At 62.5% G+C, this 25,348-nt stretch carries 25 protein-coding genes; 15 read left to right on the top strand and 10 right to left on the bottom strand.

Going from position 1 to position 25,348, the window contains the following annotated elements; all coding sequences use genetic code 11:
* Window positions 1-168: 168 nt before the first annotated feature.
* From AC07FD_RS37495 to AC07FD_RS37485, 3 genes are read right to left on the bottom strand one after another with little or no spacing between them, the layout of a single operon-like run.
* Window positions 169-1,710: a SpoVR family protein gene (locus tag AC07FD_RS37495; RefSeq protein ID WP_095084918.1), complete on the bottom strand. Its 1,542-nt coding sequence runs from the start codon at window positions 1,708-1,710 to the stop codon at window positions 169-171.
* Window positions 1,711-1,718: 8 nt separating this feature from the next.
* Window positions 1,719-3,032: a YeaH/YhbH family protein gene (locus tag AC07FD_RS37490; protein ID WP_478353927.1), complete on the bottom strand. Its 1,314-nt coding sequence runs from the start codon at window positions 3,030-3,032 to the stop codon at window positions 1,719-1,721.
* Window positions 3,033-3,049: 17 nt separating this feature from the next.
* Window positions 3,050-4,999: a PrkA family serine protein kinase gene (locus tag AC07FD_RS37485; RefSeq protein WP_478353926.1), complete on the bottom strand. Its 1,950-nt coding sequence runs from the start codon at window positions 4,997-4,999 to the stop codon at window positions 3,050-3,052.
* 453 nt (window positions 5,000-5,452) lie between these two features.
* Between AC07FD_RS37485 and AC07FD_RS37480 the strand changes: the two genes are divergently transcribed.
* Complete coding sequence (locus tag AC07FD_RS37480) at window positions 5,453-6,259, top strand: alpha/beta hydrolase (RefSeq protein ID WP_478353925.1); 807 nt, start codon at window positions 5,453-5,455, stop codon at window positions 6,257-6,259.
* A gap of 127 nt (window positions 6,260-6,386) precedes the next feature.
* Window positions 6,387-7,940 carry an acetolactate synthase large subunit gene (locus AC07FD_RS37475; RefSeq protein ID WP_478353924.1) on the top strand — a complete coding sequence of 518 codons (1,554 nt, stop codon included), beginning with the start codon at window positions 6,387-6,389 and terminating at the stop codon, window positions 7,938-7,940.
* 22 nt (window positions 7,941-7,962) lie between these two features.
* Here the strand turns inward: AC07FD_RS37475 and AC07FD_RS37470 are convergent, their stop codons facing one another.
* Complete coding sequence (locus AC07FD_RS37470) at window positions 7,963-8,265, bottom strand: BolA family protein (protein ID WP_095084914.1); 303 nt, start codon at window positions 8,263-8,265, stop codon at window positions 7,963-7,965.
* 180 nt (window positions 8,266-8,445) lie between these two features.
* On the opposite strand from AC07FD_RS37470, the gene AC07FD_RS37465 reads away from it, so the two are divergent.
* From AC07FD_RS37465 to AC07FD_RS37440, 6 genes are all read left to right on the top strand, one after another.
* Window positions 8,446-9,075 carry a J domain-containing protein gene (locus AC07FD_RS37465; RefSeq protein ID WP_184876143.1) on the top strand — a complete coding sequence of 210 codons (630 nt, stop codon included), beginning with the start codon at window positions 8,446-8,448 and terminating at the stop codon, window positions 9,073-9,075.
* A 123-nt stretch (window positions 9,076-9,198) separates the two neighbouring features.
* Complete coding sequence (gene cobS / locus AC07FD_RS37460; protein WP_095084912.1) at window positions 9,199-10,185, top strand: cobaltochelatase subunit CobS; 987 nt, start codon at window positions 9,199-9,201, stop codon at window positions 10,183-10,185.
* A gap of 11 nt (window positions 10,186-10,196) precedes the next feature.
* Window positions 10,197-12,095, top strand: a complete 1,899-nt coding sequence (gene cobT, locus AC07FD_RS37455; RefSeq protein ID WP_478353923.1) for a cobaltochelatase subunit CobT — start codon at window positions 10,197-10,199, stop codon at window positions 12,093-12,095.
* Window positions 12,092-13,120: an esterase-like activity of phytase family protein gene (locus tag AC07FD_RS37450; RefSeq protein ID WP_478353922.1), complete on the top strand. Its 1,029-nt coding sequence runs from the start codon at window positions 12,092-12,094 to the stop codon at window positions 13,118-13,120. The genes cobT and AC07FD_RS37450 overlap by 4 nt, the downstream gene beginning before the upstream one ends.
* A gap of 173 nt (window positions 13,121-13,293) precedes the next feature.
* Window positions 13,294-13,662 (top strand): ArsR/SmtB family transcription factor, encoded by a 369-nt coding sequence (locus AC07FD_RS37445; RefSeq protein ID WP_457152079.1) that lies wholly within the window; start codon window positions 13,294-13,296, stop codon window positions 13,660-13,662.
* Window positions 13,659-14,144: an SRPBCC family protein gene (locus AC07FD_RS37440; protein WP_478353921.1), complete on the top strand. Its 486-nt coding sequence runs from the start codon at window positions 13,659-13,661 to the stop codon at window positions 14,142-14,144. Before AC07FD_RS37445 ends, AC07FD_RS37440 begins: the two co-directional genes overlap by 4 nt.
* A gap of 24 nt (window positions 14,145-14,168) precedes the next feature.
* Here AC07FD_RS37440 and AC07FD_RS37435 read toward each other — a convergent pair whose 3' ends face one another.
* The 3 genes from AC07FD_RS37435 to rpmB all read right to left on the bottom strand — a co-directional run bounded on the left by AC07FD_RS37435 (window position 14,169) and on the right by rpmB (window position 16,003).
* Window positions 14,169-14,849: a spermidine synthase gene (locus AC07FD_RS37435; RefSeq protein ID WP_478353920.1), complete on the bottom strand. Its 681-nt coding sequence runs from the start codon at window positions 14,847-14,849 to the stop codon at window positions 14,169-14,171.
* A gap of 39 nt (window positions 14,850-14,888) precedes the next feature.
* The gene (locus AC07FD_RS37430) at window positions 14,889-15,569 is read right to left on the bottom strand and encodes a queuosine precursor transporter (protein ID WP_478353919.1); all 681 of its coding nucleotides are present in this window, start codon (window positions 15,567-15,569) and stop codon (window positions 14,889-14,891) included.
* A 137-nt stretch (window positions 15,570-15,706) separates the two neighbouring features.
* Entirely contained in the window at window positions 15,707-16,003 is a 297-nt protein-coding gene (rpmB, locus tag AC07FD_RS37425) for a 50S ribosomal protein L28 (protein ID WP_091585249.1), read from the bottom strand.
* A gap of 257 nt (window positions 16,004-16,260) precedes the next feature.
* Here rpmB and AC07FD_RS37420 point away from each other — a divergent pair, with 257 nt between their 5' ends.
* Genes AC07FD_RS37420 through AC07FD_RS37410 form a run of 3 tightly spaced genes read left to right on the top strand, consistent with a single transcriptional unit; the run spans window position 16,261 to window position 18,661 of the window.
* Window positions 16,261-17,049 carry a DUF3108 domain-containing protein gene (locus tag AC07FD_RS37420; protein ID WP_478353918.1) on the top strand — a complete coding sequence of 263 codons (789 nt, stop codon included), beginning with the start codon at window positions 16,261-16,263 and terminating at the stop codon, window positions 17,047-17,049.
* A gap of 47 nt (window positions 17,050-17,096) precedes the next feature.
* Window positions 17,097-17,990 carry an aromatic amino acid exporter YddG gene (gene yddG, locus AC07FD_RS37415; RefSeq protein WP_478353917.1) on the top strand — a complete coding sequence of 298 codons (894 nt, stop codon included), beginning with the start codon at window positions 17,097-17,099 and terminating at the stop codon, window positions 17,988-17,990.
* Window positions 17,987-18,661, top strand: coding sequence for a lysoplasmalogenase (locus AC07FD_RS37410; RefSeq protein WP_478353916.1), 675 nt, complete (start codon window positions 17,987-17,989; stop codon window positions 18,659-18,661). The genes yddG and AC07FD_RS37410 overlap by 4 nt, the downstream gene beginning before the upstream one ends.
* Here AC07FD_RS37410 and AC07FD_RS37405 read toward each other — a convergent pair.
* Together AC07FD_RS37405 and gloB are read right to left on the bottom strand one after the other, a co-directional pair.
* Entirely contained in the window at window positions 18,658-19,104 is a 447-nt protein-coding gene (locus AC07FD_RS37405; protein WP_478353915.1) for a cupin domain-containing protein, read from the bottom strand. The two genes, AC07FD_RS37410 and AC07FD_RS37405, sit on opposite strands and share 4 nt — an antisense overlap.
* Before the next feature lie 18 nt (window positions 19,105-19,122).
* Window positions 19,123-19,890, bottom strand: a complete 768-nt coding sequence (gene gloB, locus AC07FD_RS37400) for a hydroxyacylglutathione hydrolase (protein WP_478353914.1) — start codon at window positions 19,888-19,890, stop codon at window positions 19,123-19,125.
* Window positions 19,891-20,051: 161 nt separating this feature from the next.
* Between gloB and AC07FD_RS37395 the strand changes: the two genes are divergently transcribed.
* From AC07FD_RS37395 to AC07FD_RS37385, 3 genes are all read left to right on the top strand, one after another.
* The gene (locus tag AC07FD_RS37395) at window positions 20,052-20,840 is read left to right on the top strand and encodes a class I SAM-dependent methyltransferase (RefSeq protein WP_478353913.1); all 789 of its coding nucleotides are present in this window, start codon (window positions 20,052-20,054) and stop codon (window positions 20,838-20,840) included.
* Window positions 20,841-20,967: 127 nt separating this feature from the next.
* Entirely contained in the window at window positions 20,968-22,794 is a 1,827-nt protein-coding gene (locus tag AC07FD_RS37390; RefSeq protein ID WP_478353912.1) for an ABC transporter ATP-binding protein/permease, read from the top strand.
* Window positions 22,795-22,881: 87 nt separating this feature from the next.
* The gene (locus tag AC07FD_RS37385) at window positions 22,882-23,679 is read left to right on the top strand and encodes a DUF1194 domain-containing protein (protein WP_478353911.1); all 798 of its coding nucleotides are present in this window, start codon (window positions 22,882-22,884) and stop codon (window positions 23,677-23,679) included.
* Window positions 23,680-23,698: 19 nt separating this feature from the next.
* On the opposite strand, the gene AC07FD_RS37380 is transcribed toward AC07FD_RS37385, so the two are convergent.
* The gene (locus AC07FD_RS37380) at window positions 23,699-24,634 is read right to left on the bottom strand and encodes a glycosyltransferase family 2 protein (RefSeq protein ID WP_478353910.1); all 936 of its coding nucleotides are present in this window, start codon (window positions 24,632-24,634) and stop codon (window positions 23,699-23,701) included.
* A 370-nt stretch (window positions 24,635-25,004) separates the two neighbouring features.
* Here AC07FD_RS37380 and AC07FD_RS37375 point away from each other — a divergent pair, with 370 nt between their 5' ends.
* Complete coding sequence (locus AC07FD_RS37375) at window positions 25,005-25,331, top strand: DUF1330 domain-containing protein (protein WP_095084895.1); 327 nt, start codon at window positions 25,005-25,007, stop codon at window positions 25,329-25,331.
* The last annotated feature ends 17 nt before the right edge of the window (window positions 25,332-25,348 follow it).

The raw sequence follows: 25,348 nt of genomic DNA, 5'->3' as shown, positions 1-25,348 counted from the left end.
GGACGGTCGAATTTGGACCCAATCCCTTCCTTGACCAACACGGATACTCTAGGGCGTGTCGCGTTGAACGAATTCAGGCGACGTGCTTCAAGCCCCTGTTTTGATGCATGTCGCCCAAGACCGGCGCGCACTTCTTGACGCCATGAGAACAAGCGCAACTGCGCAGCTTCATTCTGTGATCTGGCTCGTCGAGCGTTCGTGGATCGTTGCCCCCGTTTCAGCGTCGACGGCGGCCAAGCTGACCTCATAACCCCAAAGCCTGCGGATGTGACGAAGCGTGGCGTCCCGGCTGGCATCCTCGAGAAGGACGCCGTCATTGACCTTGTGCTGCAGTCGCAAATGCCGGTCGCCGAGCAGATCGACATCCACCACCTGGATGTCCGGTCGCTTCGCGCCAACGTCGTAGCTGTGAGCGAGCGCGGCGCGTATCTTGGCATAGCCGCGCTCGTTGTGAATCGAGGCGACCTGGCAATGCGGTTGGTCGGCAACGTCGCCGAGCACAAAGAACCGCCATTTTCGGATCAAAGTCGGACTGAGGTACTGGCGGATAAAGGATTCGTCGCGGTGATCCGCCCAGGCGTCGAGCAGGATCTCGCGCCAGTTGCCGCGGCCGGCAATGTCGGGAAACCAGTCCCGGTCCTCGGCCGTCGGCTCTGTCGACATACGCTGGATGTCCTGCATCATGTCGAGGCCGAGAGCGTAGGGGTTGATGCCGGAAAAGCGTGGATCGTCGAACGCCGGCTGGAAGACCACGTTGGAATGATTGCGCAGGATTTCGAGCATGGCGCCTTCGCTGATCAGGCCGCGATCGAACAGCATGTTCATCAGAGTATAGTGCACGAAAGTGGCGCAGCCCTCGTTCATCACCTGTGTCTGCCCCTGCGGATAAAAATACTGTGCTATGACACGAACGATCCGGATGATCTCCCGCTGCCAAGGCTCCAGGACCAGGCTGTTCTTTTCCAGGAAATAAAGCAGGTTTTCCTCGGGCAGGTTGAGCGATTTCTTCCGCTCCGGCTCTTGCTCCTTATCGCTGACCCTTTGCTGAGAAGGCGGCAGCGTGCGCCACAAATCGTTGTAGGAGCGCTCCTCGTATTCCAGGCGCTCGCGAAGCCCTTCGCGCTGCCGCTCCGACGACAGCTTCGGCGGCCGGTGATAGCGGAACACGCCCTGCGCCATCAGCGCGTGGGCGGAATCGAGAACAGCCTCGACGGCGGTGAGGCCGTGCCGCTCCTCGCAACGGGCAATGTAGCCTTTGGCGAAGTCCAGGTAGCCGAGGATCGCCCCGGCGTCCGTCCACTGCTTGAACAACTGATTGTTCTTGAAGAAATGGTTGTGCCCGAGCGCAGCATGGGCCGTCACCAAGGCCTGCAGGGCCATGGTGTTTTCCTCCATCAGATAGACGATGCAGGGATTGGAATTAATGACCAGTTCATAGGCAAGCCCTCGCGCGCCTTTGCGATAGAGCAGATCCTGGTAGAGGAAATGTTTGCCGAAAGACCAGTGACGGTACATCAGCGGCATGCCGACCGACGAATAGGCGTCGAGCATCTGTTGGGAGGAGATGATCTCCATCTGCACGGGGTAGGTATCGAGATGAAGCTCTTCGACCGCGATTGCCTCGATCGCGTCATAGGCCCGCGACAATGTCTTGAAATCCCAGTCGGACCCTGAAAAAAGCAGGCTGGATTTACTGGCTTGTCTGGCCATCGTACCCTTCACGCTCTCTTAAGGGGAGCCAGCTGTCTGCCGAAGAGCTGGCGAAAGACCGGGTAGATATCGGCGGGCGTGGCGATGCGGCTCATCTGGAAGTTCGGCCATCTCACGTCGATTTCGCTGTAGGCACGCCATAGCGATGTCCCGTTTTCGGTTGTGCGGAAGATATGGGCCTCACGCTCGTCGATGATCTCCACATAGGCAAAATACTGGCATAGCCGCATGAGCTTGCCGTTGAGCAAGGCTTTGCATCGCTCGGAATCGCCGGCGAAATTGTCGCCGTCCGAGGCCTGGGCGGCATAGATGTTCCATTCGCGGGCCGGGTAACGTTCTTCAATAATGCGATGCATTTCCTCCAGCGCGGTGGAAACGACAGTGCCGCCGCTTTGCGTGTTGTAGAAGAATGTGTCCTCATCGACCTCCTGTGCCAAGTGCGTGTGGCGGATGAAGACGATCTCGATGCGGTCGTAGCGCCGTTTCAAGAACAGGTGCAGCAGCACGAAGAAGCGCTTGGCCAGATCCTTTTCGCGCTCGCCCATCGAGCCGGACACATCCATCAGGCAGAACATGACGGCGTTGGCGTTCGGCACAGGCTGGGGATCGAAGCGGTTGAAGCGGATGTCGACCGGATCGACATAGGCAATTCGCCGGCGGCGGCGTTCCAGCCGGTCGAGATCCTCGCGCAATGCCGCAATGCGCTGGCTTGCCGCTGCGCCGGATGGCACCAACTCAAGCGTAGCGATTTCCTGGAGGACCGCGTCCAACTCCGCCTGCTTGGGACGCCTCAGCGCAATGCGGCGGCCATGGCTGTTGCGCATCGTGCGCCCAACATTGATGTTGGTCGGTGAGCCGGTAGCGGCGAAACCAGCCCGGCGCGGTTTGAAGGCAAGGATTTCCTTGAGGTTGAGCTTGACCATGTCCGGAAGTTCGAGATCCTCGAAAAAAAGATCGAGCACCTCTTCGCGTGACAGCACGAAACGAAAGTCGTCTTCAGACGCCGTGTTTCCCGGGGACGACGCTCCCCCGCCGCCACCCTGGCCGGGCTTGGGGATCAGGTCTCCAGGGGAGAAATGCCTGTTGCCCGGCAGGATGTGTTGGCGCCTGCCGCTGTTGCGGGCGTTGTTGAAGCTCGGCTCGCCTGTGCCCCTTTCGGGCATAGGCACGGTGTGCTCGGCATCCGCGTCGGCGATCCTGCCAGCGCGGATCTGATCTCGTATGCTCCGCTTCAGTTCCTCGCGGGCACGCTTGAGGAAGCGCTGGCGATTGCCGAGGCTCTTGTCCTTTGGATTCAGGCGGCGGTCGATGAAGATCGGCATGGACCCATCGGGCTCTCTCAGCCCGCCTTGTGCACCCGCATGTACCAGTCCACCAGGCGACGCACCTGCCGCTGGGTGTAGCCGCGCTCGACCATGCGTTGAACGAATTCGTTGTGCCGTTTTTCCGTAACGCTGTCTTGCTTGGAGCCGAAGCTGATCACCGGCAAGAGGTCTTCGACCTGACCGAACATCCGCTTCTCGATGACCTCGCGGAGCTTTTCATAACTCGTCCATGACGGGTTGCGGTCGTGGTTCCTTGCGCGCGCGCGCAGCGTGAACTTCACCACCTCGTTGCGGAAGTCCTTGGGATTGGCGATGCCGGCCGGCTTTTCAACCTGCGACAATTCGTTTTCCAAAACCTCGCGTTTCAAGATCTGGCCGGTGTCGGGGTCCTTGTAGTCCTGATCCTCGATCCAGGCATCGGCATAAGCGATGTAACGGTCGAAAAGGTTCTGGCCATATTCGCTATAGGATTCGAGATAGGCTTTCTGGATCTCGTGGCCGATGAACTCGGCATACCGCGTGGCGATCTCCGACTTGATGAAATCGAGATAGGCTGCTTCCGATTCCTTGGGAAACTGCTCGCGCTTGATCGCCTCCTCCAGAATGTACATCAGGTGCACAGGATCGGCAGCCACTTCCTTGGTGTCGTAGTTGAAGGTCTGCGACAGGATCTTGAAGGCGAAGCGCGTGCTGACGCCCCTCATGCCCTCATCGACCCCGGCGGCATCGCGATATTCCTGGACCGACTTCGCCTTGGGGTCGACGTCCTTCAGGTTCTCGCCGTCATAGGCACGCATCTTGGTGTAGAGCGGCGAATTGTCATGCTCTGCCAGGCGGGTCGAGACGGTGAACCGGCTGAGAATGTCCAGCACCTCGGGCGCGCACGGGCTGGCGGCCAATTCGCTCTCCCGCAGCAGCTTTTCGTAGATCTGCCTCTCTTCGGTGATCCGCAGACAATAAGGCACCTTGACCACGAGGATGCGGTCGAGGAAGGCCTCATTGTTCTTGTTGTTCTTGAACTGCTGCCACTCCGACTCGTTGGAATGGGCCACGATGATCCCCTGGTAGGGAAAGGCGCCGAAATTTTCGGTGCCGTTGTAGCTGCCCTCTTGGGTCGCGGTCAGCAGCGGATGCAGGACCTTGATGGGCGCCTTGAACATTTCCACGAATTCAAGCAGGCCCTGGGTGGTCCGGTTCAGTCCGCCGCTATAGGAATAGGCGTCCGGATCGGACTGGCTGAAATTTTCCAATAGCCGGATGTCGACCTTGCCGACCAGGGCCGAGACGTCCTGATTGTTCTCATCGCCGGGCTCGGTCTTGGCGATGCCGATCTGGCGCAACCGCGAAGGCATCAGCTTGACGACGCTGAACTTGGAAATGTCGCCGGAGAGTTCGTCGAGGCGCTTGGCCGCCCATGGCGAGATGAGCCCGTTCAGCCGCCGTCGGGCTATGCCGTATTTATCCTGCAGCAGGTCGCCCATGCGATCGGGATGGAAGAGGCCAAGCGGCGATTCGAAAACCGGGCTGACCTGGTTGCCGACCTTCAGCGTGTAGATCGGGCGCTGCTCCATCAATTTCTTCAGCCGTTCGGCAAGCGAGGATTTGCCGCCGCCAACCGGGCCCAGGAGATAAAGGATCTGCTTGCGCTCCTCGAGCCCCTGGGAAGCGTAGCGAAAATAGCCAGCAATGCGTTCGATCGTGTCCTCCATTCCGTAGAAATCGGAGAAGGAGGGATAGATCTTAACGGTACGGTTCGAGAAAATGCGACCGAGCCGTTCGTCCTTGCTGGTGTCGACTAGGTTCGGCTCGCCGATAGCCTCGACCATCCGTTCAGGTGCCGAGGCATACATCGATCTGTCCTCTCGGCAGGCAAGGAGATATTGCTGGAGGCTGATTTCTTCCTGGGCTGCGTTCGCATAAATCTCCGAAAACAGGTCGAAGACGTCGGATTGATTCTCGCGCATGATACTCTGCCCTCAGAGCCGTTTTGGCTGCCTGCCGGCTCATCATGTATTCAACTGCCGGAATGCATTGTGGTTCCCTTCACACGAAGGAGAGCGCGTGCATCTGGCATTGAAACCCGGGACACCACCCATGTGGCAAAAATGCTTGCCAAATACTTAGGTGGTGATGGCCAGATGAGACCGTCAAGGGGCAGATATTGATTTCGTGAACTGAACTGCAAGACAGTGCATTCGATACGGCCTGATGCTGCGACATTTGCGACCCGATGCGAGTTCGGCAAAGCCGGTGGATCCGGCCCCTCTACAGCGGATGAGCCCCAAAAAACTCGAGTGCCGTTCGAGATTCGGATCGATGATAGCTCGCCGACCCAGACCACTTGGGTATTACCAATCCTTAACTGGACGCTCGCTGCGCCTGCGGGCACTGTTGGCAAACACGGTCGGGAGACCATGATGATCGATCGACGAAGCCTCATTCTGGCCTCCGTGGCGGCGATGCTGCCATTGGGAGCATCGGCCGCGCGGCGCCCGCGCCAACTCGCGCCAAAAACCTTCGACTACGGGCCGGCCAAGCTCGATATCTATGCGCCTGACGGTGCAAGTGGGTTGCCGGTCGTCTTTTTCGTCCATGGCGGCACCTGGCATTTCGGCAAACGCAGCCAGGTCAACGCCAAGCCGGCCTTCCTGGCCGCCAATGGGTTCTGCTTCGTCTCCATCGACTATCGCATGCTGCCCGAGGCCGACGTCGCCACCCAGGCCGGCGACGTCGAAAAGGCCTATGGCTATGTGCGCGCCAACATCGCGCAGCATGGCGGCGATCCCGATCGCATTGTCGGCATGGGCCACTCGGCCGGCTGCCATCTGATTGCGCTGACCGGCATGCGCGGTGGCCTGCCTGGCGTCGCGGCACTCATCCTCGACGATACCAGGGCCTATGATCTTGCAGCGCTTTCCAGCAATGGCGGCATGGTCCGGGCCTATGCCCGCGTCTTTTCCGATCCCGCGCAATGGGCCGCGCTGTCGCCCGCCAGCTATGTCGACGGCCACAAGCATCCGCCGACCTTCATCGCCTATTCAAGCGCCGCGGGCCGTGGCGAGGCCTCGAAGGCCTTCGCCGCGCGCCTGCGGGCGGCCGGCACCAAGGTCACTGTGTTCGACGGCAGTGCCTATACGCACATGTCGATCAATCGCGATTTCGGCGAGGATGGCGACGCGCTGACCGCCGCCGCGCTGGCATTCCTGAAATCGACCGTCAGCTGACCCCCGACCCCGACGAGGCACAGGCATCAGAGGGACTGGATCAGATCAAAAGTGCCGACGGGATATTGCTGCGCGGGCGTTTGCCGGTGCAACTGCTCTCTTCGATCGTCAAGCGGGAGAGAATTCCATGAACGGCGCCGATGTCCTGTGTGAAGTGCTTCTGGCCAATGATGTGACGGTCTGCTTCGCCAACCCCGGCACATCCGAAATGCATTTCGTCGCAGCGCTCGACCGGAAACCTCAGATGCGTTGCGTGCTCGGCCTGTTCGAGGGCGTGGTGACCGGTGCCGCCGATGGCTATGCGCGGATGACCGATCGGCCGGCCGCGACGCTGCTGCATACCGGTCCGGGTTTGGCCAACGGCCTGGCCAACATGCACAATGCGCGGCGCGCGCTGAGCCCGATGATCAACATTGTCGGCGACCATGCAGCCTACCATCTGCCGCTCGATGCTCCACTGACCAGCGATATCGAGAGCCTTGCGGGACCGATGTCGAACTGGGTGCGCCGCATCGCTGGCCCAGACGATGTCGCGCCGGCGACCGAGGCCGCCTTCCGCGCCTCGCTGACGCCTCCCGGCGTAACCACCCTGATCCTGCCGGCTGACGCCGCCTGGGGCGAAGTCGGCGCGGCCTCAGTCGGCGAGGTGAAGCTGGCGCCGCCGCCGGCCGTCGACATGGACGCCGTGCGCTCGGTCGCCGCGGCCATCCGCGCCGCTCCGGGCCGGGCGGGCATCATCGTTCGCGGACAGGCCGCACGAGCCGATGCGCTTGCCATCGCCGGGCAGATCTCGACGGACAGCAATGTCCGTCTGTTCAGCGAGGTTCTGATCGCCCGGATGCAGCGCGGGTGCGGGCGCGTGGCGCCGACACGCATCCCCTATCCGATCGATGCGGCGACAGCGCTGCTCAGGGATATCGATGTTCTGGTGCTGGTCGGCGCGCGCGAGCCGGTTGCCTTCTTCGCCTATCCCGGAAAGCCGGGGCGGCTTGTTCGGGAAGGTTGCCAGGTGTTGACGCTGGCCGCGCATGGCGAGGATCTAAATGCGGCTCTGGAAGCGCTCCGCGACGAACTCGGCATCAAGCCGTCGCAGCAGACGGTGTTCGCAACCGCCTCTCCCGACGAGGCAACGCCGAGCGGCCAACTCACGGAGGATGCGATCGCGCAGTCGGTGGCGCGCAAGCTGCCGGCCGATGCTATCGTCTGCGACGAGGCGGTCACCTCGGCACGGCGTTTCTTCGCCCTGTCGGCCTTTGCCGCCCCGCACGACTACATGATGACCACAGGCGGATCGATCGGAGGAGGCATTCCGCTTGCAACCGGGGCGGCGATCGCCTGTCCCGGCCGCAAGGTGATCAATCTGGAGGCCGACGGCAGCGGCATGTACACGGTGCAGGGGCTGTGGACGCAGGCGAGAGAGAATCTCGACGTGGTGACGATCGTCTTTTCCAACCGAACCTATGCGATCCTGCATGGCGAGATGCGCAATGTCGGCGTCGGCGCGATCGGCGAGAACGCCAGGCGGATGCTCGATCTCGACCAGCCGTCGCTGGACTGGGTTTGCCTGGCCAAAGGCATGGGCGTGGAGGCGGCCCGCGCCGATACATGCGAACGGTTCGACGCGCTGCTGGACAGCGCCTTGTCGCGGCGCGGACCGTTCCTCATCGAAGCGGTGCTCTGAGCACAGCCAAGGTAGAACCGACCTACCAGCGGGTCTTTTCGCCGGGAGCCGCCGGCTCGATCGCCAGCGCATGCACGCCGGCTTTCAATTCGTCGGCAAGCAATTCGTTGACGGCGCGGTGGCGGTCGATGCGGCTCATGCCAGCAAAGGCCGAAGAGACGACGCGGACGCGAAAATGCGTCTCGCCGGTGCCATCATAGGCGCCGTGATGGTCGGAGCCGTGATGGTGATGGCCGGCATGGAGATGGCTTTCGTTGATGATGACCAGCCGGTCCGGCGAAAAGGCCTTGTTGAGCTTGTCTTCCATGGTTGCCTGTATGGACATCGCCGTCTCCCTTCACCACATATGGCTGGCGCGGCAGCCGACAAAACCAAAATCGGGCTCGCAAAAGCCGCTGCCGCGCAACAAAATCCGCCATTCGCCTGCTTTATGCCGCGATTCAGCGGTTAGGGCGATCATCGCGAAAATGTCAATTCTTGTTTCGCATTTGCGAACGCCCCATAAATGGGTGAGATGAAGCCGTATCCCAAATATTTCGAGAAGATTCGCATCCGCCCGGAGAAGGATGCGGAGCTGAAGTCGCACTCGCCGATCTGCCAGTGGGACGGCTGCAAGGAAGCGGGCACCCATCGTGCGCCTGTCGGGCGCATGAAGGAGGGCGAGTATTTCCGCTTCTGCTTCGACCATGTGCGCGAGTACAACAAGGGCTTCAACTATTTCTCCGGCGTGCCGGACACCGAGGTCGCGCGCTTCCAGAAGGAAGCCATGACCGGCCACCGGCCGACCTGGAAGATGGGCGTCAACGGCGCCTCGACGCGTTCGTCGCCGGATGTGGCCCAGATGCGCTCCGGTCGCGCCGGCTACTATAATCGCATGCGCGACCCGTTCGACCTGTTCAAGGGGCCAAAGGATCCGCGCGAGGCACGCGAGCGCAAGGCCAAGCCGCTTGAGGCCAAGGCGCTGGAAACGCTTGGCCTTGATACAAAGGCGACTGGCAAGGAGATCAAGGCGCGCTATAAGGAACTGGTGAAGCGTCATCATCCGGATGCGAATGGTGGCGACCGAGGTTCGGAAGACCGGTTCCGCGATGTGCTGCAGGCCTATCGCGTGCTCAAACAGGCGGGCCTGTGCTGAGCGACCATACGGTTCGTGTCGTTTTCCAACTTTCATAAGGTTGGAAAAGGCTCTAAGACCGCCCCCGGACAAAATCGATTGCCGGCGAAATCAGGCTTTTCGCCCGTGGAGACGTTGAGAGATATGAACAAGGTCGATCGCGACATCGCCAACCTGCCCGACACGACTGTGTCGGTGAAGGAGAAATTCGGGTTCGAGTCCAAGATGGTGGTGCCGGCCTATTCGGTGACCAGCGAGCATGTACCCGACATCGATCCGGACTATCTGTTCGACAAGAACACGACGATGGCGATCCTTGCCGGCTTCGCCTACAACCGCCGCGTCATGGTGTCGGGCTATCACGGCACCGGCAAGTCGACCCATATCGAACAGGTCGCTGCCCGCCTCAACTGGCCATGCGTGCGGGTCAACCTCGACAGCCATGTCAGCCGTATCGATCTCGTCGGCAAGGACGCGATCGTCGTCAAGGACGGGCTGCAGATCACCGAATTCCGCGACGGCATCCTGCCCTGGGCCTACCAGCACAATGTCGCGCTCTGCTTCGACGAGTATGACGCCGGCCGTCCGGACGTGATGTTCGTCATCCAACGCGTGCTGGAATCGTCGGGCCGGCTGACGCTGCTCGACCAGAGCCGGGTCATTCGTCCGCATCCGGCCTTCCGGCTGTTCTCGACCGCCAACACGGTGGGCCTGGGCGACACCACCGGCCTCTATCACGGCACCCAGCAGATCAACCAGGCGCAGATGGACCGCTGGTCGATCGTCACCACGCTGAACTACCTGCCGCACGACAATGAAGTGAACATCGTGCTGGCCAAGGCCAAGCACTATCGCGACGGCAAGGGCAAGGACATCGTCAACAAGATGGTGCGCGTCGCCGACATGACGCGCTCGGCATTCATCAATGGCGATCTGTCTACCGTGATGAGCCCGCGTACGGTCATCACCTGGGCCGAGAATGCGGAGATCTTCGGCAATATCGGCATGGCGTTCCGGCTGACCTTCCTCAACAAGTGCGACGAGCTGGAGCGCTCGGTGGTTGCCGAGTTCTACCAGCGCGCCTTCGGCGAGGATTTGCCGGAATCAGCTGCCAATGTGGTGCTGGGCTAAGCAGAGTCTCGATGGCGGGTCCGGGCGACAATACGCGTAACAAGTCGAAGACGGGGTCTGAAGCCGACAGCTTCAAACGTGCCGTCACCGTCTGCATGCGGGCCATCGCCGGCGACAAGGAGCTTGAAGTCGGCTTCGCCAAGGACCGGCCGGCACTTGCCGGCAGCCGCGCCCGGCTGCCCGAACTACCGAAGAAGGCGTCCAAGGCCGACATCGCCATCACGCGAGGCCTTGGCGATTCCATGGCGCTGAAGCGCGCCTGCCATGACGTGCGTATCCACACCAAGCTGGCGCCGGAGGGCAAACAGGCCCGCGCCGTCTACGACGCGGTCGAGCAGGCCCGCGTCGAGGCGATCGGCAGCCGCGCCATGCAAGGCGTCGCCGACAATATCGGCTCGATGCTGGAGGACAAATACGCCAAGGCCAACCTCGTCGACGTCAAGGACAAGGCCGACGCGCCGATCGAGGAAGCACTGGCGCTGATGGTGCGCGAGAAGCTGACCGGCCGTCCGATCCCGAAGAACGGCGAACGGCTGGTCGAGCTGTGGCGGCCCTGGGTCGAGGAAAAGGCCAGGGCCGATCTCGACGGTCTCTCGGCCAAGCTCGACGACCAGCAGGCCTTCGCCCGCGTCGTGCGCGAGATGCTCGCCTCCATGGAAATGGCCGAGGAACTCGGCGACGACCAGGAGACGGAAGACTCCGAGGACAATGACGACAACCAGCCGCAAGGCGAGGAACAGAGCGAGGACGGCGGCGAAGAGGATTCCGGCTCCGAGCAGTCGCAGTCCGAAGATGCCGAGGCGTCCGCCGATGATGAGCAGTCGGCCGAGACCGAAGCCTCCGACGCCACCGCCGACGACCTGTCCGACGATGACGATGCGGATGCCGAGACGCCGGGCGAGGCGCGCCGCAACGACAATCCCTTCACCAATCTGCCGAAGGAAATCGACTACAAGGTCTTCAGCACAGCCTTCGACGAGACGGTCGGTGCCGAGGAGCTTTGCGAAGAGGAGGAGCTCGACCGGCTGCGCGCCTTCCTCGACAAGCAGCTTGCCAATCTGTCCGGCGTCGTCGGGCGGTTGGCCAACCGGCTGCAGCGGCGGCTGATGGCCCAGCAGAACCGGTCGTGGGATTTCGACCTGGAGGAAGGCTACCTCGACCCGGCGCGCTTGGTGCGCGTCGTCATCGATCCGATGCAGCCGCTGTCCTTCAAGCAGGAACGCGACACCAAGTTCCGCGACACGGTGGTGACGCTGGTGCTCGACAATTCCGGTTCGATGCGCGGCCGGCCGATCACGGTCGCCGCCACCTGCGCCGACATACTGGCGCGCACGCTGGAACGCTGCGGCGTCTCGGTCGAGATCCTCGGCTTCACAACGCGAGCCTGGAAAGGCGGGCAGGCGCGCGAGAAGTGGCTGAAGGACGGCAAGCCGCCGAACCCCGGCCGGCTCAACGATCTGCGCCACATCATCTACAAATCCGCCGATCATCCGTGGCGGCGGGCACGGCGCAACCTTGGCCTGATGATGCGCGAGGGCCTGCTCAAGGAAAACATCGATGGCGAGGCGCTGCTGTGGGCGCACAACCGGCTGATCGCGCGGCCTGAACAGCGCAAGATCCTGATGATGATCTCGGACGGCGCGCCGGTCGACGATTCGACGCTGTCGGTCAATCCGGGCAATTATCTCGAGCGCCATCTGCGCGCCGTCATCGAACTGATCGAGACGCGCTCGCCGGTGGAGTTGCTGGCCATCGGCATCGGCCATGACGTCACCCGCTATTACAGGCGCGCCGTCACCATCGTCGACGCCGAGGAACTGGCCGGCGCCATGACCGAGCAACTGGCCTCGCTGTTCGCCGAGGAAAGCGCGCGCGACACGCGGCGCGGCGGCATGCGGCGCGCCGGATGATCTTTTCGCGCGGCGGCTTCCAGCAGACGCTTTTCGCCGCCATCGCCCTATTTGCCGGCGCGGCTCCGGTGCTGGCCGGTTCGCCCGACTCGACCTCGGTCGAACTGGTCGAGATCTCGACCCGCCCGATCACCGAATTCCAAATCGGCCGCGCCGACAAACAGTTCGGCCCATTCGAATTCGTCGGCGGCCTGGAAATGACCTCGCCGACACGCGATTTCGGGGCACTGTCGGCCTTCCGCTTTCTCAAAGGCGGCAGCGATTTCATTGGCGTCGCCGACACAGGCTTCTGGTTCTTCGGAACGGTGGTCCGCGACGCCAACAAGCGGCCGTCCGGCATCCAGAATTTCCGGATCCAGCAGATGGTCGACGAAGCGGGGCGGGCGATCGACGAGAAGTGGGAGGTCGACGCCGAAGGCCTCGCCGTCAAGGACGGCATCGCCACTGTCGGCTTCGAGCGCAGCCATCACGTCGCCCAGTTCAAGATCGACCCCAACGATATGAAGGCGCCGTTCAAGCAGCTGGATTTCCTGGTGCCGGCCCGGGAACTGCGCCAGAACCGCGGTTTCGAGACCGTCACCCACGCCAATGCCAACGGCCAGCATGAGGGCGGGCTGGTGGTGGTCTCCGAAAAGAGCCTCGACAAAGCCGGCAACATCTATGCCGCCATCATCGAAGGGCCGCACAAGGGCGTGTTTACCGTCAAGCGCAACGGCGACTTCGACATCACCGACGGCGCCTTCCTGCCGGATGGTGACCTGCTGTTGCTGGAGCGCAGCTTCTCGATGGCCCGCGGCGTCAAGATGCGGCTGCGGCGCATTTATGGCGAAAGCGTCGAGAAGGGCGCCGTCGCCGACGGGCCGGTGCTGCTGGAGGCCGACATGGGCTACCAGATCGACAATATGGAAGGGCTCGACGTCTGGACCCGCGACGACGGCGCGCTGATGGTGTCGCTGGTCTCCGACGACAACCACTCGATCCTGCAGCGCAATCTCTATCTGGAATTTATTCTCCATCAGGATTGAGCAACGCCTCACAAGCTGACAGTCGCCATTAATTTTCGATGACGCGACTGACCTGCTCCGCATTTTCCCTGCCAAGTCATTGACATTGAACGGTTTTCTAGCCGCGCGGTCGCGCCTCAAAATACTTTAGTATAGACTTGACAATTGATGACGCCGCCGCAATACTCAAGTCCATGCTTAACTATTCCGAGATCGACAGCATCTTGCGGGCTCTGGTCGAGCCCACCCGCCGCCAGATCCTGGAAAAATTGAGCCGCGGACCAGCCACCGTCAGCCAGCTGGCGGAGCCGTTCGGCATGACGTTCGCCGCCGTGCTGCAACATCTGCAGGTGCTGGAAGCCTGCGGGCTGATCCGCAGCGAAAAGATCGGACGGGTACGCACCTGCCGGATCGAACCGGGCGGGCTTGCCCCGCTCGCCGACTGGATTGCTGAACGCCGCATACCGGCGGAACGTCAGCTCGACCGACTTGGCCAGATCCTGGCCGACACAGATCAATCGCCCCCGAAAGTTCAAGATCAGGAAAAGGACGAACAGACATGAACCAAATCGCCCCCGTGAAAGACGAGCATTCCGTCATCCACTCCACGTTCACCATCGAGAGGACCTATCCGCAATCGCCGACCCAAGTCTTCCATGCCTTCGCCGACAAGGCGACTGTGCGGCGCTGGCGGATCGATGGCGATGGTTTTGCCATCGCCGAATTTAGCTTCGACTTCCGCGTCGGCGGTGGCGAGGTGTCGCGATTCAGCTATGCCGGCGGTCCGGAGATCAGGCTCGACGCGCAGTTCCAGGACATCGTTGTCGATCAGCGCATTGTGTTCTCCTACAGGATGGCGATCGGGCCCCAGCCAATGTCGGCATCCCTCACCACCGTCGAGCTGACCCCCTCGGGCAGTGGCACGCGGCTGACCTATACCGAGCAGGGCGCGTTTTTCGACGGTGTCGATTCCGCGAAAGGGCGGGAAGAGGGGACACGCGGGCTGTTGGAAGCCCTTGCCGCGGAACTCCAGAAGTCGAGGTAGACCGGACCGCGGCCCGGCTCTCGCTCAGGATCGTGGGCCGTTGGTGGCCATCCAGATGACATGGCGCGCGCCGCGCTTGCCGTTGGCGCGCGTGTTGATCTCCTCGACCGCAAAGCCAGCCTGCTTCAGGCGCCGCGTGAAGCCGCCGTCGGGGCCTTGCGACCACACCGCCAGGACACCGCCCGGCTTGAGGGCGGTGCGCGCGGCTCCCAGCCCCTGCAGGCTGTAAAGCGCGTCGTTGGACTTGTGGACGATGCCTTGCGGGCCGTTGTCGACATCGAGCAGGATGGCGTCCCAGGCTGCCGGCTCAGACCGTATCAACTGGCCGACGTCGGTTTCCTCGACAGTGACGCGCGGATCGTCAAGGCAGCCGCCAAACACCTCGGCCATCTGGCCGCGTGCCCAGGCGACGACCGCCGGCACCAGCTCCGCAACGACGATGCTGGCATCATTGCCTAGTTCGGCGAGGGCGGCGCGCAAGGTAAAACCCATGCCGAGCCCGCCGATCAGCATTCTCGGCCGCCGATGGTCGGCAATCCTTTGGCAAGACAGTTTTGCCAGCGCTTGCTCGGAGCCGCTGAGACGGCTGTTCATCAGCTCATTGGTGCCGAGCATGATCGAGAATTCGGAACCGCGCCGCTTGAGGCGAAGCTCTTGTTGGCCGTCTGGGGTCTTTGCCGAATCGAGCTGGACCCAGGGGATCACGGGCTTTCTTTCTGTTTGGCGTGATCTTATCCGAAAGGCCTAGACCGCGACAGCCGGCTGGCTCCAGCGGGCGGCGAGCAGTCGGTAGGGGATGAGGGCCACAATGGCGATGATCAGCTTCACACTGAGGTCGCCGAGCGCCCAGGAGATCCAGCGCATGGCGTCGAAATGGAACACACCCATCAGCGGTGCGGTTTCTAGCGCGAAACTGTCGTTGGGACCAGCAAAGGCGAAAGCGGTAGAGAAAGCGACGGTAAAGAACACGGCGGTGTCGAACACCGAGCCGACCAGCGTGCCGACGATCGGCGCCCGCCACCAGCTTTGCCGGCGCAGCCGGTTGAACACGGTGACGTCAAGCAATTGCGCGCAGAGGAACGCAGCACCTGACGCCGCGGCGATGCGCACCAGCCGGTCGGCCGCGGTCTCGAATTCGATCAGGCCGTGGCGGAACAGGAAGGGCGGGACGAGGATCGAGCAGATGACGGCAGTCATGAAGCCGACAAAGACGATCCTGCGCGCCACGGCAGGCCCGTAGCGGCGGTTGGCGAGATCGGTGACCAGGAACGAGAAGGGATAGGTGAAGGCGCCCCAGGTCAAAAGGTCGGCCAGCGACAGGCCGCCGATTTGCCCTTGCATCGGGAACTGCACGAGAATGTTCGATGCCACGACGACAAGCGCCATGGCGGCCACGAAGGGCAGGTATCGCGAGAAGGAACTCATTTTTTTATCCTGGGTAATGGAACCAGCGGAGCGTTATTCCGAAACCGAATCACGCTCGCTTTGTTTGAGCATCGGAAGCCACTTTGAAAGGCTTGGATCCGATGCCCAAGGCGGTCGTCCCCCGCCTTTAAACGATGTTAGGCAGCAGGCTGATCGGCAAGCTTCTTGGCGATCTGCTTCTTCAACAGACGCGCGCGCTGCGACAGTTCCTTGACGTCGGCCTTGGCCAGGAAGGCATCCAGACCGCCGCGATGTTCGACCGAACGCAGGGCGTTGGCGGAAATGCGCAGGCGCACGTTCTGGTTCAGCGCTTCCGAGATCAGCGTCACATTGACGAGGTTCGGCAGGAAGCGACGCTTGGTCTTGTTGTTCGCGTGGCTCACATTGTTGCCGGACATGACTGCCTTGGCAGTGAGTTCGCAGGTGCGGGACATAGTTCTAACCTTCAGTTCTCGGGTCTGCCAAACCTTTATGCCCACGCCGGGTGGCGCGCGGTTCTGGTCAGGCGGCCTTATGGAAAAAGTTGGCGTTCCATAGTTGCATTTCGCCGGTGCGTCAAGCTCCGGCATGCCCACGGACGCGCCCGGCATTTCATATTAAGGCCGGAATTCATCCTATAAGCGGTCTGACAGGGACATGCCAGCCCGGAGTTGCCCGCCTCCCGGCCAAGAATCAAGGACCCGATGCCGCCATGCTTCGTTCCTCTCACGCCCTTGCTGCCGTGCTCGCCATCGCCTTGCCGTCCGCCGCCACAGCTGCCTCGCCGCAGTCGTTCAAGGGCGAGTACATCGTGTCATTTTTTGGTCTTTCGATAGCGAAATCAACGTTTTCCAGCCACTATGAGAACGGCGCCTATGCGATCGAAGGCAGCGTCAGAGCTGCCGGTCTCGCCAAGCTGTTCGACGATACCCAGGGCACGGTCTCGTCCAAGGGCACGATCTCGGGCAAGAAGATGGTGCCGCAGGCGTTTCGTGCCGATTACACCTCCGGCAAGAAGGCATCGGTGGTCGATATCCGCTTTGCCAATGGCACGGTCACCTCGACGCAGGTCATCCCGGCGCCGGACAAGCGCGATCCCAAGAGCTGGGTGCCGATTGGCACCGGCGACCTGGCATCGGTGCTCGATCCGATGGCCGCCACGGTCATCCACGCCGACAGCCTAGACCAGGTCTGCGGCCGCACGGTGAAATTCTATGATGGCGAGATGCGCGCCGATCTGACGCTGACCTACGCGTCGAAAGGCACGATCTCGGTGCCGGGTTACAAGGGCGATACCATCACCTGCCGGATGGGCTTCGACCCGGTGGCGGGCTACCGCAAGGGCCGCAAGGCGCTCAACTACCTGAAGGACCGCAGCCGCATGATGGTGACGTTTGCGCCGCTCGGCCAAACCGGCGTATATGCGCCGATCCATGCCACGGTTGGAACGCAGATCGGCACCTTGACCATCAGTGCCAGGCGTTTCGAAGCGGTACAATAGGTCAGGCGCGCCACTGGGGACAGAATGGGCGCACCACTGGAGACAGAATGGGGCGCGCTACACTCATCGGTTTTTCGGCGGTCGCCATGTGGGCGCTGCTGGCGCTGCTTACGGATGCCTCCGGCCAGGTGCCGCCGTTCCTGTTGTCGGCAATCACCTTTTCGATCGGCACCGGGGTCGGGCTTGTCGCGCGGCTGGTCATGCCGGCCCCCGACAAGAGCCAGAAGATACCGCCGCAGGTTTGGCTGATCGGCGTTGCCGGCCTGTTCGGCTACCACTTCTTCTACTTCACCGCGCTGCGCAATGCGCCGGCGGTGGAGGCGAGCCTGATCGCCTATCTGTGGCCGCTGCTGATCGTGCTGGGTTCGGCGCTGATGCCGGGCGAGCGCCTGGCCTGGAACCATGTCGTCGGCGCGCTGCTCGGCCTTGCCGGCACCGTGCTAATCGTCACCAAGGGCGGCGGCCTCGCCTTCGATGTCCGCTACGCCTTCGGCTATGCCATGGCCGCCGTCTGTGCGGTTCTGTGGTCGTCCTATTCGCTTTTGTCGCGGCGCTTCCCGTCGGTGCCGACCAGCATCGTCACCTGGTTCTGCGCCGCCACCGCGGTGCTGTCGCTCGCTTGCCACCTGGCGCTGGAACAAACCGTGCTGCCGAACGGTGCCGGCCAGTGGCTGGCCGTGCTCGGGCTCGGCCTGATGCCGGTCGGCGCGGCCTTCTACGCCTGGGATATCGGCGTCAAGCGCGGCAACATCCAGGTGCTCGGCGCGGCAAGCTATGCGGCGCCGCTGTTGTCGACGCTGGTGCTGATCGCGGCCGGCGTCGCCGAGCCGTCGCTGCGCATCCTCGCCGCCTGCGTGCTCATCACCGGCGGGGCGGCGCTGGCGGCAAAATCGCTGTTCCTGCGCAAGCCGGTCGTGACCGAAAGCGGAGCCAAGGCATGACAATGCCTTTTGCAGGCGGCATTGACGCCAATGCCAATGCGACGTTGATCTTTTCGCTGGTGGCGGCGGTGATCTACGCCTTCATATCAGGCATGCCGCCGACGCTCGCCCGCTCGGCGGCAAAGACACTCGCCGTGGCGATGCTTGCCGTGCTGGCGGCGCTGCAAGGCGGCCCGCTGCTGCTGGTCATCGCCCTTGCGCTCAGCGCCGCTGGCGATGCCTTCCTATCGCGCGACGGCGAAAGGGCCTTTCTCGGCGGGCTGGCCAGTTTTCTTGTTGCCCACATCGTCTATGTCGCGTTGTTCCTGCGCAGTGGCGGCGGCCTGGAGTTGCTTGGCGCCGAGTCGTGGCGCGGGGCGATCGCGCTAGCAATGGCGGTGTTCGCGATCGTCATGCTGGCGGCGCTCTGGCGGCGTGTCGGTCCGGGCCTGCGTATTCCGATCGTCGTCTATATCGCGGCCATCCTCGCCATGGGCGTTTCGGCGCTGACGACAGGCAGCGTCTCGATTGTCGGCGGCGCGCTGTTGTTCATGGCATCGGACGGGCTGCTCGCCGCTGAAAAATTCCTGGTGGCTGCCATCTCGCCGCACCGCGTCTGGATGCGTTTGGCCGTCTGGGGTCTCTACTACGCCGCCCAACTGGCGATCACCCTAGGATTCCTGCTCAGCTAAAGGTCCTTGCTGAGTTGGGGTTGTTTCGGCTGCCAGCCGGGCTCGGCCAGCTCGAAGGTGGCAAACTCAAAGCCCGGTGCGACGGTGCAGCCGACCAGGGTCCATTCGCCAAGGCTGCGCGCCGATTGCCACCAGCCTGCCGGCACGACGATCTGCGGTCGCTCGCCCGCCGCGAGGTCGATGCCGAGCACCTGCTCGAACACGGCGCCATCTTCCTCACTCATCGACAAGGCCAGCGGGGCACCGGCGTGGAAATGCCAGACCTCGGTGGCGTCCTTGACCCGGTGCCAGGCCGAAACCTGGTGCTGTTCCAAAAGGAAATAGATCGCGGTCGAATGGCCGCGCGCGCCGCCGGCGCCGTCGCGAAAGGTCTCCGCATACCAGCCGCCTTCCGGATGCGGCTTCAGGCCGAGGATCGCGATGATTTCGGCTGCGCTGGTCATGGGTTCCGGACCATCTGCTTAGAAATTATCCTTGCGCTTGCGGATTTCGGCGAACACCTCGACGTCCGAGGCTTTCTCCAGCCCAAGATGCTTGCGGATCGCCGGATCGTGCCAGCGCAGGAACGGATTGGTCGACAGTTCCTCGCCGATCGTCGTCGGCAGCGTCGGCTTGTTGTCGGCCCGCAACGCCTCGATCTTGGCGGCACGCTCCTTCAATGCCGAATTGGTCGGGTCGACGGTCAGCGCGAAACGCGCGTTGGAGAGCGTGTATTCGTGGCCGCAATAGATGACGGTCGCAGCGGGAAGCGCTGCAAGCTTCTTCAGCGACTCATACATCACCGGTGGCTTGGATTCAAACAGCCGCCCGCAACCCAGCGCAAACAGCGTGTCGGCGGTGAACGCCACCTTCGATGCCGGCAAGTAATAGGAGACGTGGCCGGCGGTATGGCCAGGCGTGGCGATCACCTCGATCCGTTCATCGCCGAGATGAACGACGGAACCTTCTTCGACGGTTTCGTCGATGCCGGGAATCTTGGCCTTTTCCGCTTCCGGGCCGATGATGCGCAGCTTGAAGCGCTCCTTCAGCGCCAGATTGGCCTCGACATGATCGACATGGTGATGCGTGGTCAGGATCAATGTCGGCGTCCAGCCGGTGCGCTTGAGTGCGGCCAGGATCGGCGCTTCCTCGGGCGCATCGATGATCGCGGTCTGGCCGCTTTTGGGGTCATGCACCAGCACGCCGAAGTTGTCGCTGCGGCACATGAACTGTTCGATTTCGACCGGCATCGCATCTCTCCATTGTCGCCGCAGACATAGGGCGCCAAGGCGCCGATGTCATCCCGGAATGTCGAATGACATCCCAGGGAGATGACAAGTGTCACTCGGGAATGTCGACCTCGTCGAGGCCTTTTGTTGAAACCCCCCGATATCACGGCTACATCCCTCGCATGCATTCCGACATCGTCGATCTTCGCTCCTTCTATTCGACAACGCTCGGCCGGTTCGCCGAGCGCTCGATCACCATGGCGCTGTCGTCGATCTGGGCAGCCGTACCCAATGAGCGGCTGGTCGGCCTCGGCTATACCTTGCCGTGGCTGGAGCGCTTCGGCGCCGATGCCGAGCGGGTCTTCGCCTTCATGCCGGCAACGCAAGGCGCCGTGGTGTGGCCGGCGACGGGGCCGACGGCGACGGCATTGGTCTTCGACGAGGAGCTGCCGCTGGTCGATTCCTGCATCGACCGCATGCTGCTCGTCCATTCGCTCGAACATGTCGAAAATCCGCGCGAAACGCTGAACGAGATCTGGCGGGTGCTGTCGCCGGCTGGCCGCGTCGTCATCGTCGTGCCCAACCGGCGCGGCGTCTGGGCGCGCTTCGAGCACACGCCGTTCGGCAATGGCCGGCCTTTCTCGCGCGGCCAGCTTACCGAACTGCTGCGCGAGACGAATTTCACGCCGGCCGCCTGGTCCGATGCGCTGTTCTTCCCGCCATCGCGGCGGCGATTCATGATGCGCTTCCAGAACGTGCTGGAACGCGCCGGCCGGCGGCTGTGGCCGATCTTTTCCGGCGTCATCGTCGTCGAGGCGCAGAAGCGGCTCTATCAAGGCGTTCCGGTCGCCCAGCGCGCCTCGCGTCGCGTCTTCGTGCCGGTGCTGTCGCCGCATGGCGCCACGCGGCTCGGGCGTCAGAATGAGGCCGGGGATGCCAAGCCATCGGCTGCGGGGGTGACGGCTTCGTGATCGCGACAAGAACGCCTGGAGCCTTGTCCCACCCTATCTGTCGCAAGGGGGCTCGCAGCCCATTTGAACGACGGATGCGATCAAGTCTCTCCATCCGGTTTCAGCACTGAACGCAAGGACCTCAGCTATGGCTGATCAACTGGACAATGCAGCCACCGTTCAGCCGGCTGCCGTGGCGGTCGAAGCCAGCAGCCTGGGCGATCAGGTGGCGACGATCAGGCAAGCGCTGACGGGATCGCCGGTTCGCAGCTGGTTGCTCTGGACATCGGTCGGCATCATGGCCGTCATCATCGCAACGTCGATCGGCCAGGTCCTGCTCAACCGCTGGAACCAGCCTTTCTACGATGCGCTTGCGCGCCGCGACATGGCGGCCTTCCAGCACCAGCTTCTCGTCTTTGCGGCAATCGCCGGCGGACTTCTGGTGCTCAACATCGGCCAGACCTGGCTCAACCAGATGATCAGGCTGAAGCTGCGCGAGGCGCTGACGTTGGATCTGATCGACCAGTGGATGCGGCCGGTGCGGGCCTTCCGTCTGGCCAATGCCGGCGCCATCGGCGTCAATCCCGACCAGCGCATGCAGCAGGATGCCGCGCATCTGTCCGACCTGTCGACCGACCTCGGCGTCGGCTTGCTGCAGTCGTGTATCCTGCTCGTATCCTTCGTCGGCGTGTTGTGGGAACTGTCCTCGGGCTTCGTGTTTCATATCGGCGGCACCGCGCTGGCCATACCGGGCTACATGGTCTGGGCCGCCATCCTCTATGCCGGCACCGCCTCCTGGCTGAGCTGGCTGGTCGGGCGACCGCTGATCCGCCTCAACAGCGACCGCTACACACGCGAAGCCGAGCTTCGCTCGTCGATGGTGCGCGTCAACGAGAATGTCGATGCCATCGCGCTGTACCATGGCGAGGCCGACGCCAGGCGACGGCTCGGACTCGACCTCGGTACGGTGCTTGGCGCCATGCGACGCATCTACACCGCCCAGATCAACCTGTCCTGGGTGACCGACACCTATGGCTGGATCACCGTCGTGGCACCCATCCTGGTCGCCTCGCCGGTCTATTTCTCGGGCGATATCAGCTTTGGCGGGCTGATGATGGCGGTCGGCGCCTTCAATCAGGTTCACTCTTCCTTGCGCTGGTTCATCAACAACATCGGCAGCATCGCCGACTGGCGCGCCACGCTGATGCGCGTCGCCGATTTCCGCATCGCGCTCAATGAGACCGATGTGCTGCACGACAAGGAAAGGCGCATTGCCTTCGGCGAAAACGCCAATGGCAGCCTGACTTTCGAGAAGCTCGAAGTGGCCTCGCGGGACGGCTGCACCAAGCTTGCCGACCAGCATGTCGAAATCCGTCCCGGCGAGCGCGTCATGATCACCGGCGACCCCGGCGCCGGCAAGACGTTGTTCTTCCGCGCCATTGCCGGCCTGTGGCCATGGGGTGGCGGGCGGATCGGCCTGCCGGCGGGAGAAAACCCCATATTCGTGCCGCGCGTCCCGTATTTCCCTGCCGGCACTCTGCGCGAGGTCCTCGATCACCCGAACGGACCTGCGCCGGCGAGCGACGCCGATATTTCGGCGGTGCTTGTCGAAGTCGGGCTTGGACGGCTGTCGTCCTCACTCGATCGCAGCGCGCGCTGGGAGCATGAGCTGGGCGATGACGAACAGCGTTCGCTGGCCTTCGCCAGGCTCGCCTTGCGGCAGCCGAAGTGGGTGATCATCGACGAAGCCCTGGACGCGTTCGACGGACCCTCGCTGCGGCGCGTGCTGTCGACGCTAGAGAAGCGCTTGCCCGGGACCGCGATCCTCAACATCGGACGCGGGCTGCACAACAATCAGTTCTTTCCGCGCGCGTTGACGATCGTCAAGGATACCGGTGCGCAAGCGCTGAAACCCGTCCGCGTCAGGGCCGGTGCGATCGACCCGCCGCCTGCGGTCGCCCGCCGCAAGAAATAGGCTGTTTTCCCCGGTTACGGGCTCCAAGCTTTATTTTGCCGCGATCGCGAAGGAAGATTTCGCGAAGAAACAACTCTGGCGTCGGCCATGCTTGATGCTTTACGCCTGCTTGCCTGTCTTGCCTGTGCCCAGGCTACTCCGACCGCCCCGCCGCCGGATGCGCTGGCGGTCGATGTCGAGCTGGTGCTGGCGGTCGACATTTCGTTGTCGATGGACGAGAAGGAGTTTGCCCTGCAGCGTGCCGGTTATGTCGAGGCGCTGCGGCATCCCGATTTCATCCAGGCTGTCCGCGCCGGCAAGACGGGCCGCATCGCGCTCGCCTATTTCGAATGGGCCGGCACGGTGCGCGACGACGCGATCATCGACTGGCAAATCATCGACAGCGCCGAGAGCGCCAACAGCTTTGCCGACAAGGTCGCGGCCCGGCCGTTCCGCAGCTTCCGCGGCACTTCGATTTCCAGTGCACTGGCTTTCGGCACCGAGATTTTCGATCGCACTTCTTTCGAGGGCGAACGCAGCGTCATCGATATATCAGGCGATGGTCCCAACAATATCGGGCCGCCGGTCACCGCGACGCGCGATGCGGCAACCGCCAAAGGCATCGTCATCAACGGCCTGCCGATCCTGATCAATCCGTCACCAACCTTCAGCCATCTCGACCAGTACTATGCGCAGTGCGTGACCGGAGGGCCTGGTTCCTTTGTGCTGCCGATTTACGCTGCCGCCGAATTTTCTACGGCCATCCGGCGCAAGCTGATCCTCGAAGTGAGCGGCATTCAGGCGACGGCCATCCCCGTCGACGCTGCTGCGCCTGTCGACTGCTTGAAAGGCGAGCGGGACAGACGGTTTTTTTCGGACCCGTATTTTCCGGAGCTCGACCGATAGCTTCGTCGTAGTGACAGGGTCAGGCCGGACGGACGCCGAACTTCTGGCGAAACTCCTCGTGAAGGTCGCGGCGCCAGCGCCGGCCATAGACATAGCCATTGATCAGTTCGGGCAGCGAGTAGCCGAGATCTTTCGACGAGCGGTTGGCCATATAGCCCGAGAAGGCTTCCGGGATTCGGCACTTCAGAACATCGGCAATGATCTGCCGCGTGATCATGTAGGGCGGGATATGCGGGTAGGAGCGGGCAATATTCGGGTGTTTGCGCATCAGGTTCGCATAGGCTTCGACATAGCCGTGGCGACGTCGCGAAATCGAATTCTCCGAATTGTGCTTCGTCCAGTCGATGTCCTGAGACAATTGCGCGCCGAAGCGCCGGGCAAGGCGCAGCAGCAATTCCCGATCCTGCATCCGGGCGATGTCGCTGTCGTAGCCGCCGATGGCCAGCAACGCCTCGCGGCGCGCTGTTATCGCCGATCCCGCGATCAAGATTGTCTCCGCGACCAGCGTTCGCTCCAGCGTGGCAGAGTTTAGGAATGCATCGCGATTTATGCAATCGGTGGCGCGTCCGCCCTTCAGGGAGACATAGGAGCTGATCAGCACTTCGAGCGCCGGATTGGCATCGAACCAGGTCAGGGTCCGTTCGAGCCTGTGCGGCAGATAGACGTCGTCGGAATCGAGGAACGTCACGACGGGTGCCCGCGCGCGCTCGATGCCTGCATTGCGGGCGGCATTGGCGCCTCGCCATTTCGCGCCGACATAGATCAGTCGCGGATCACGAATGCCGGCCAGTGCCGCCGCGGTTCCGTCCGTCGAGCCATCGTCGACGACAATATGCTCGAACCTCGGCATGCTCTGGGAAAGTACACTTTCCACGGCGCGCAATACCGCCTCACGCCTGTTGTGAGTCGGCGTGATGACCGTGATGAGAGGAGCGTGCTCTGTCTTCCCGGTCATACTGCGTCAGCCATTTCCAGCGAAAAAATACGCTTCCTGCCAGGTCTTTCGATCTTTAGGACGGTCAAATGGATCGGACTCCCCCTTCCATATCCCCCGTATTGGCCACGACGCTACAAAAAACAGACGTACCTGTCGCCCCACCGGGATGCTGCTCAATGCGCGTGAAACGACGAATTCCAGTATCTAGCGCTTCAACTGCAACACTATTGCCGCGCGCTATGCTTGCGAATCGCCCTTGCGATGAATGACGCGTCTATGATCCGAATGCATTCTACTACGTCAGACGTAATCGCATCGCGGCCGGTGTTTGGGCAGATTGCCGTCGCGAGGCCGGCTGGTCGGCTTCGGTCCCAGAGGGAGTACTGTCATGACTGCTTACGCCGTTGCCCATATGCGCCAAGCCCGGATGGGTCCGCAGATCGTCGAATATCTGCAGAAGATCGATGCCACGCTGGCCCCTTTCGGCGGTCGTTTTCTGGTCCATGGCGGCGACGTCGAGGTCATCGAAAACGATTGGCAGGGCCACCTGATCATCATCGAATTTCCCGACAGGCAACACGTGCGCGGATGGTACAACTCGGCCGCCTATCAGGCGATACTGACGTTGCGGACCGACAACTCGGAAGCCGACGTGATCTTCGTTGATGGCGTTGAGCATCCGCATAAGGCCACGGATGTCCTTGACCAGGCGTGAAGTCGACAATGGCGCGG

Source organism: Mesorhizobium waitakense, assembly GCF_056431085.1.
This window is presented reverse-complemented; position numbering and strand designations above follow the sequence as displayed.

Bases quoted from the DNA above. Each gene is read 5' to 3' on its own strand.
- AC07FD_RS37410 (WP_478353916.1), top strand. From the start codon at position 17,987: ATGACAATGCCTTTTGCAGGCGGCATTGACGCCAATGCCAATGCGACG.
- cobT (WP_478353923.1), top strand. From the start codon at position 10,197: ATGGCGGGTCCGGGCGACAATACGCGTAACAAGTCGAAGACGGGGTCT.
- AC07FD_RS37470 (WP_095084914.1), bottom strand. From the start codon at position 8,265: ATGTCCATACAGGCAACCATGGAAGACAAGCTCAACAAGGCCTTTTCG.
- AC07FD_RS37445 (WP_457152079.1), top strand. From the start codon at position 13,294: ATGCTTAACTATTCCGAGATCGACAGCATCTTGCGGGCTCTGGTCGAG.
- AC07FD_RS37495 (WP_095084918.1), bottom strand. From the start codon at position 1,710: ATGGCCAGACAAGCCAGTAAATCCAGCCTGCTTTTTTCAGGGTCCGAC.
- AC07FD_RS37395 (WP_478353913.1), top strand. From the start codon at position 20,052: ATGCATTCCGACATCGTCGATCTTCGCTCCTTCTATTCGACAACGCTC.
- AC07FD_RS37450 (WP_478353922.1), top strand. From the start codon at position 12,092: ATGATCTTTTCGCGCGGCGGCTTCCAGCAGACGCTTTTCGCCGCCATC.
- yddG (WP_478353917.1), top strand. From the start codon at position 17,097: ATGGGGCGCGCTACACTCATCGGTTTTTCGGCGGTCGCCATGTGGGCG.
- AC07FD_RS37475 (WP_478353924.1), top strand. From the start codon at position 6,387: ATGAACGGCGCCGATGTCCTGTGTGAAGTGCTTCTGGCCAATGATGTG.
- AC07FD_RS37420 (WP_478353918.1), top strand. From the start codon at position 16,261: ATGCTTCGTTCCTCTCACGCCCTTGCTGCCGTGCTCGCCATCGCCTTG.
- AC07FD_RS37405 (WP_478353915.1), bottom strand. From the start codon at position 19,104: ATGACCAGCGCAGCCGAAATCATCGCGATCCTCGGCCTGAAGCCGCAT.
- rpmB (WP_091585249.1), bottom strand. From the start codon at position 16,003: ATGTCCCGCACCTGCGAACTCACTGCCAAGGCAGTCATGTCCGGCAAC.
- AC07FD_RS37375 (WP_095084895.1), top strand. From the start codon at position 25,005: ATGACTGCTTACGCCGTTGCCCATATGCGCCAAGCCCGGATGGGTCCG.
- gloB (WP_478353914.1), bottom strand. From the start codon at position 19,890: ATGCCGGTCGAAATCGAACAGTTCATGTGCCGCAGCGACAACTTCGGC.
- AC07FD_RS37465 (WP_184876143.1), top strand. From the start codon at position 8,446: ATGGGTGAGATGAAGCCGTATCCCAAATATTTCGAGAAGATTCGCATC.
- AC07FD_RS37485 (WP_478353926.1), bottom strand. From the start codon at position 4,999: ATGCGCGAGAATCAATCCGACGTCTTCGACCTGTTTTCGGAGATTTAT.
- AC07FD_RS37430 (WP_478353919.1), bottom strand. From the start codon at position 15,569: ATGAGTTCCTTCTCGCGATACCTGCCCTTCGTGGCCGCCATGGCGCTT.
- AC07FD_RS37390 (WP_478353912.1), top strand. From the start codon at position 20,968: ATGGCTGATCAACTGGACAATGCAGCCACCGTTCAGCCGGCTGCCGTG.
- AC07FD_RS37440 (WP_478353921.1), top strand. From the start codon at position 13,659: ATGAACCAAATCGCCCCCGTGAAAGACGAGCATTCCGTCATCCACTCC.
- AC07FD_RS37380 (WP_478353910.1), bottom strand. From the start codon at position 24,634: ATGACCGGGAAGACAGAGCACGCTCCTCTCATCACGGTCATCACGCCG.
- cobS (WP_095084912.1), top strand. From the start codon at position 9,199: ATGAACAAGGTCGATCGCGACATCGCCAACCTGCCCGACACGACTGTG.
- AC07FD_RS37480 (WP_478353925.1), top strand. From the start codon at position 5,453: ATGATCGATCGACGAAGCCTCATTCTGGCCTCCGTGGCGGCGATGCTG.
- AC07FD_RS37385 (WP_478353911.1), top strand. From the start codon at position 22,882: ATGCTTGATGCTTTACGCCTGCTTGCCTGTCTTGCCTGTGCCCAGGCT.
- AC07FD_RS37490 (WP_478353927.1), bottom strand. From the start codon at position 3,032: ATGCCGATCTTCATCGACCGCCGCCTGAATCCAAAGGACAAGAGCCTC.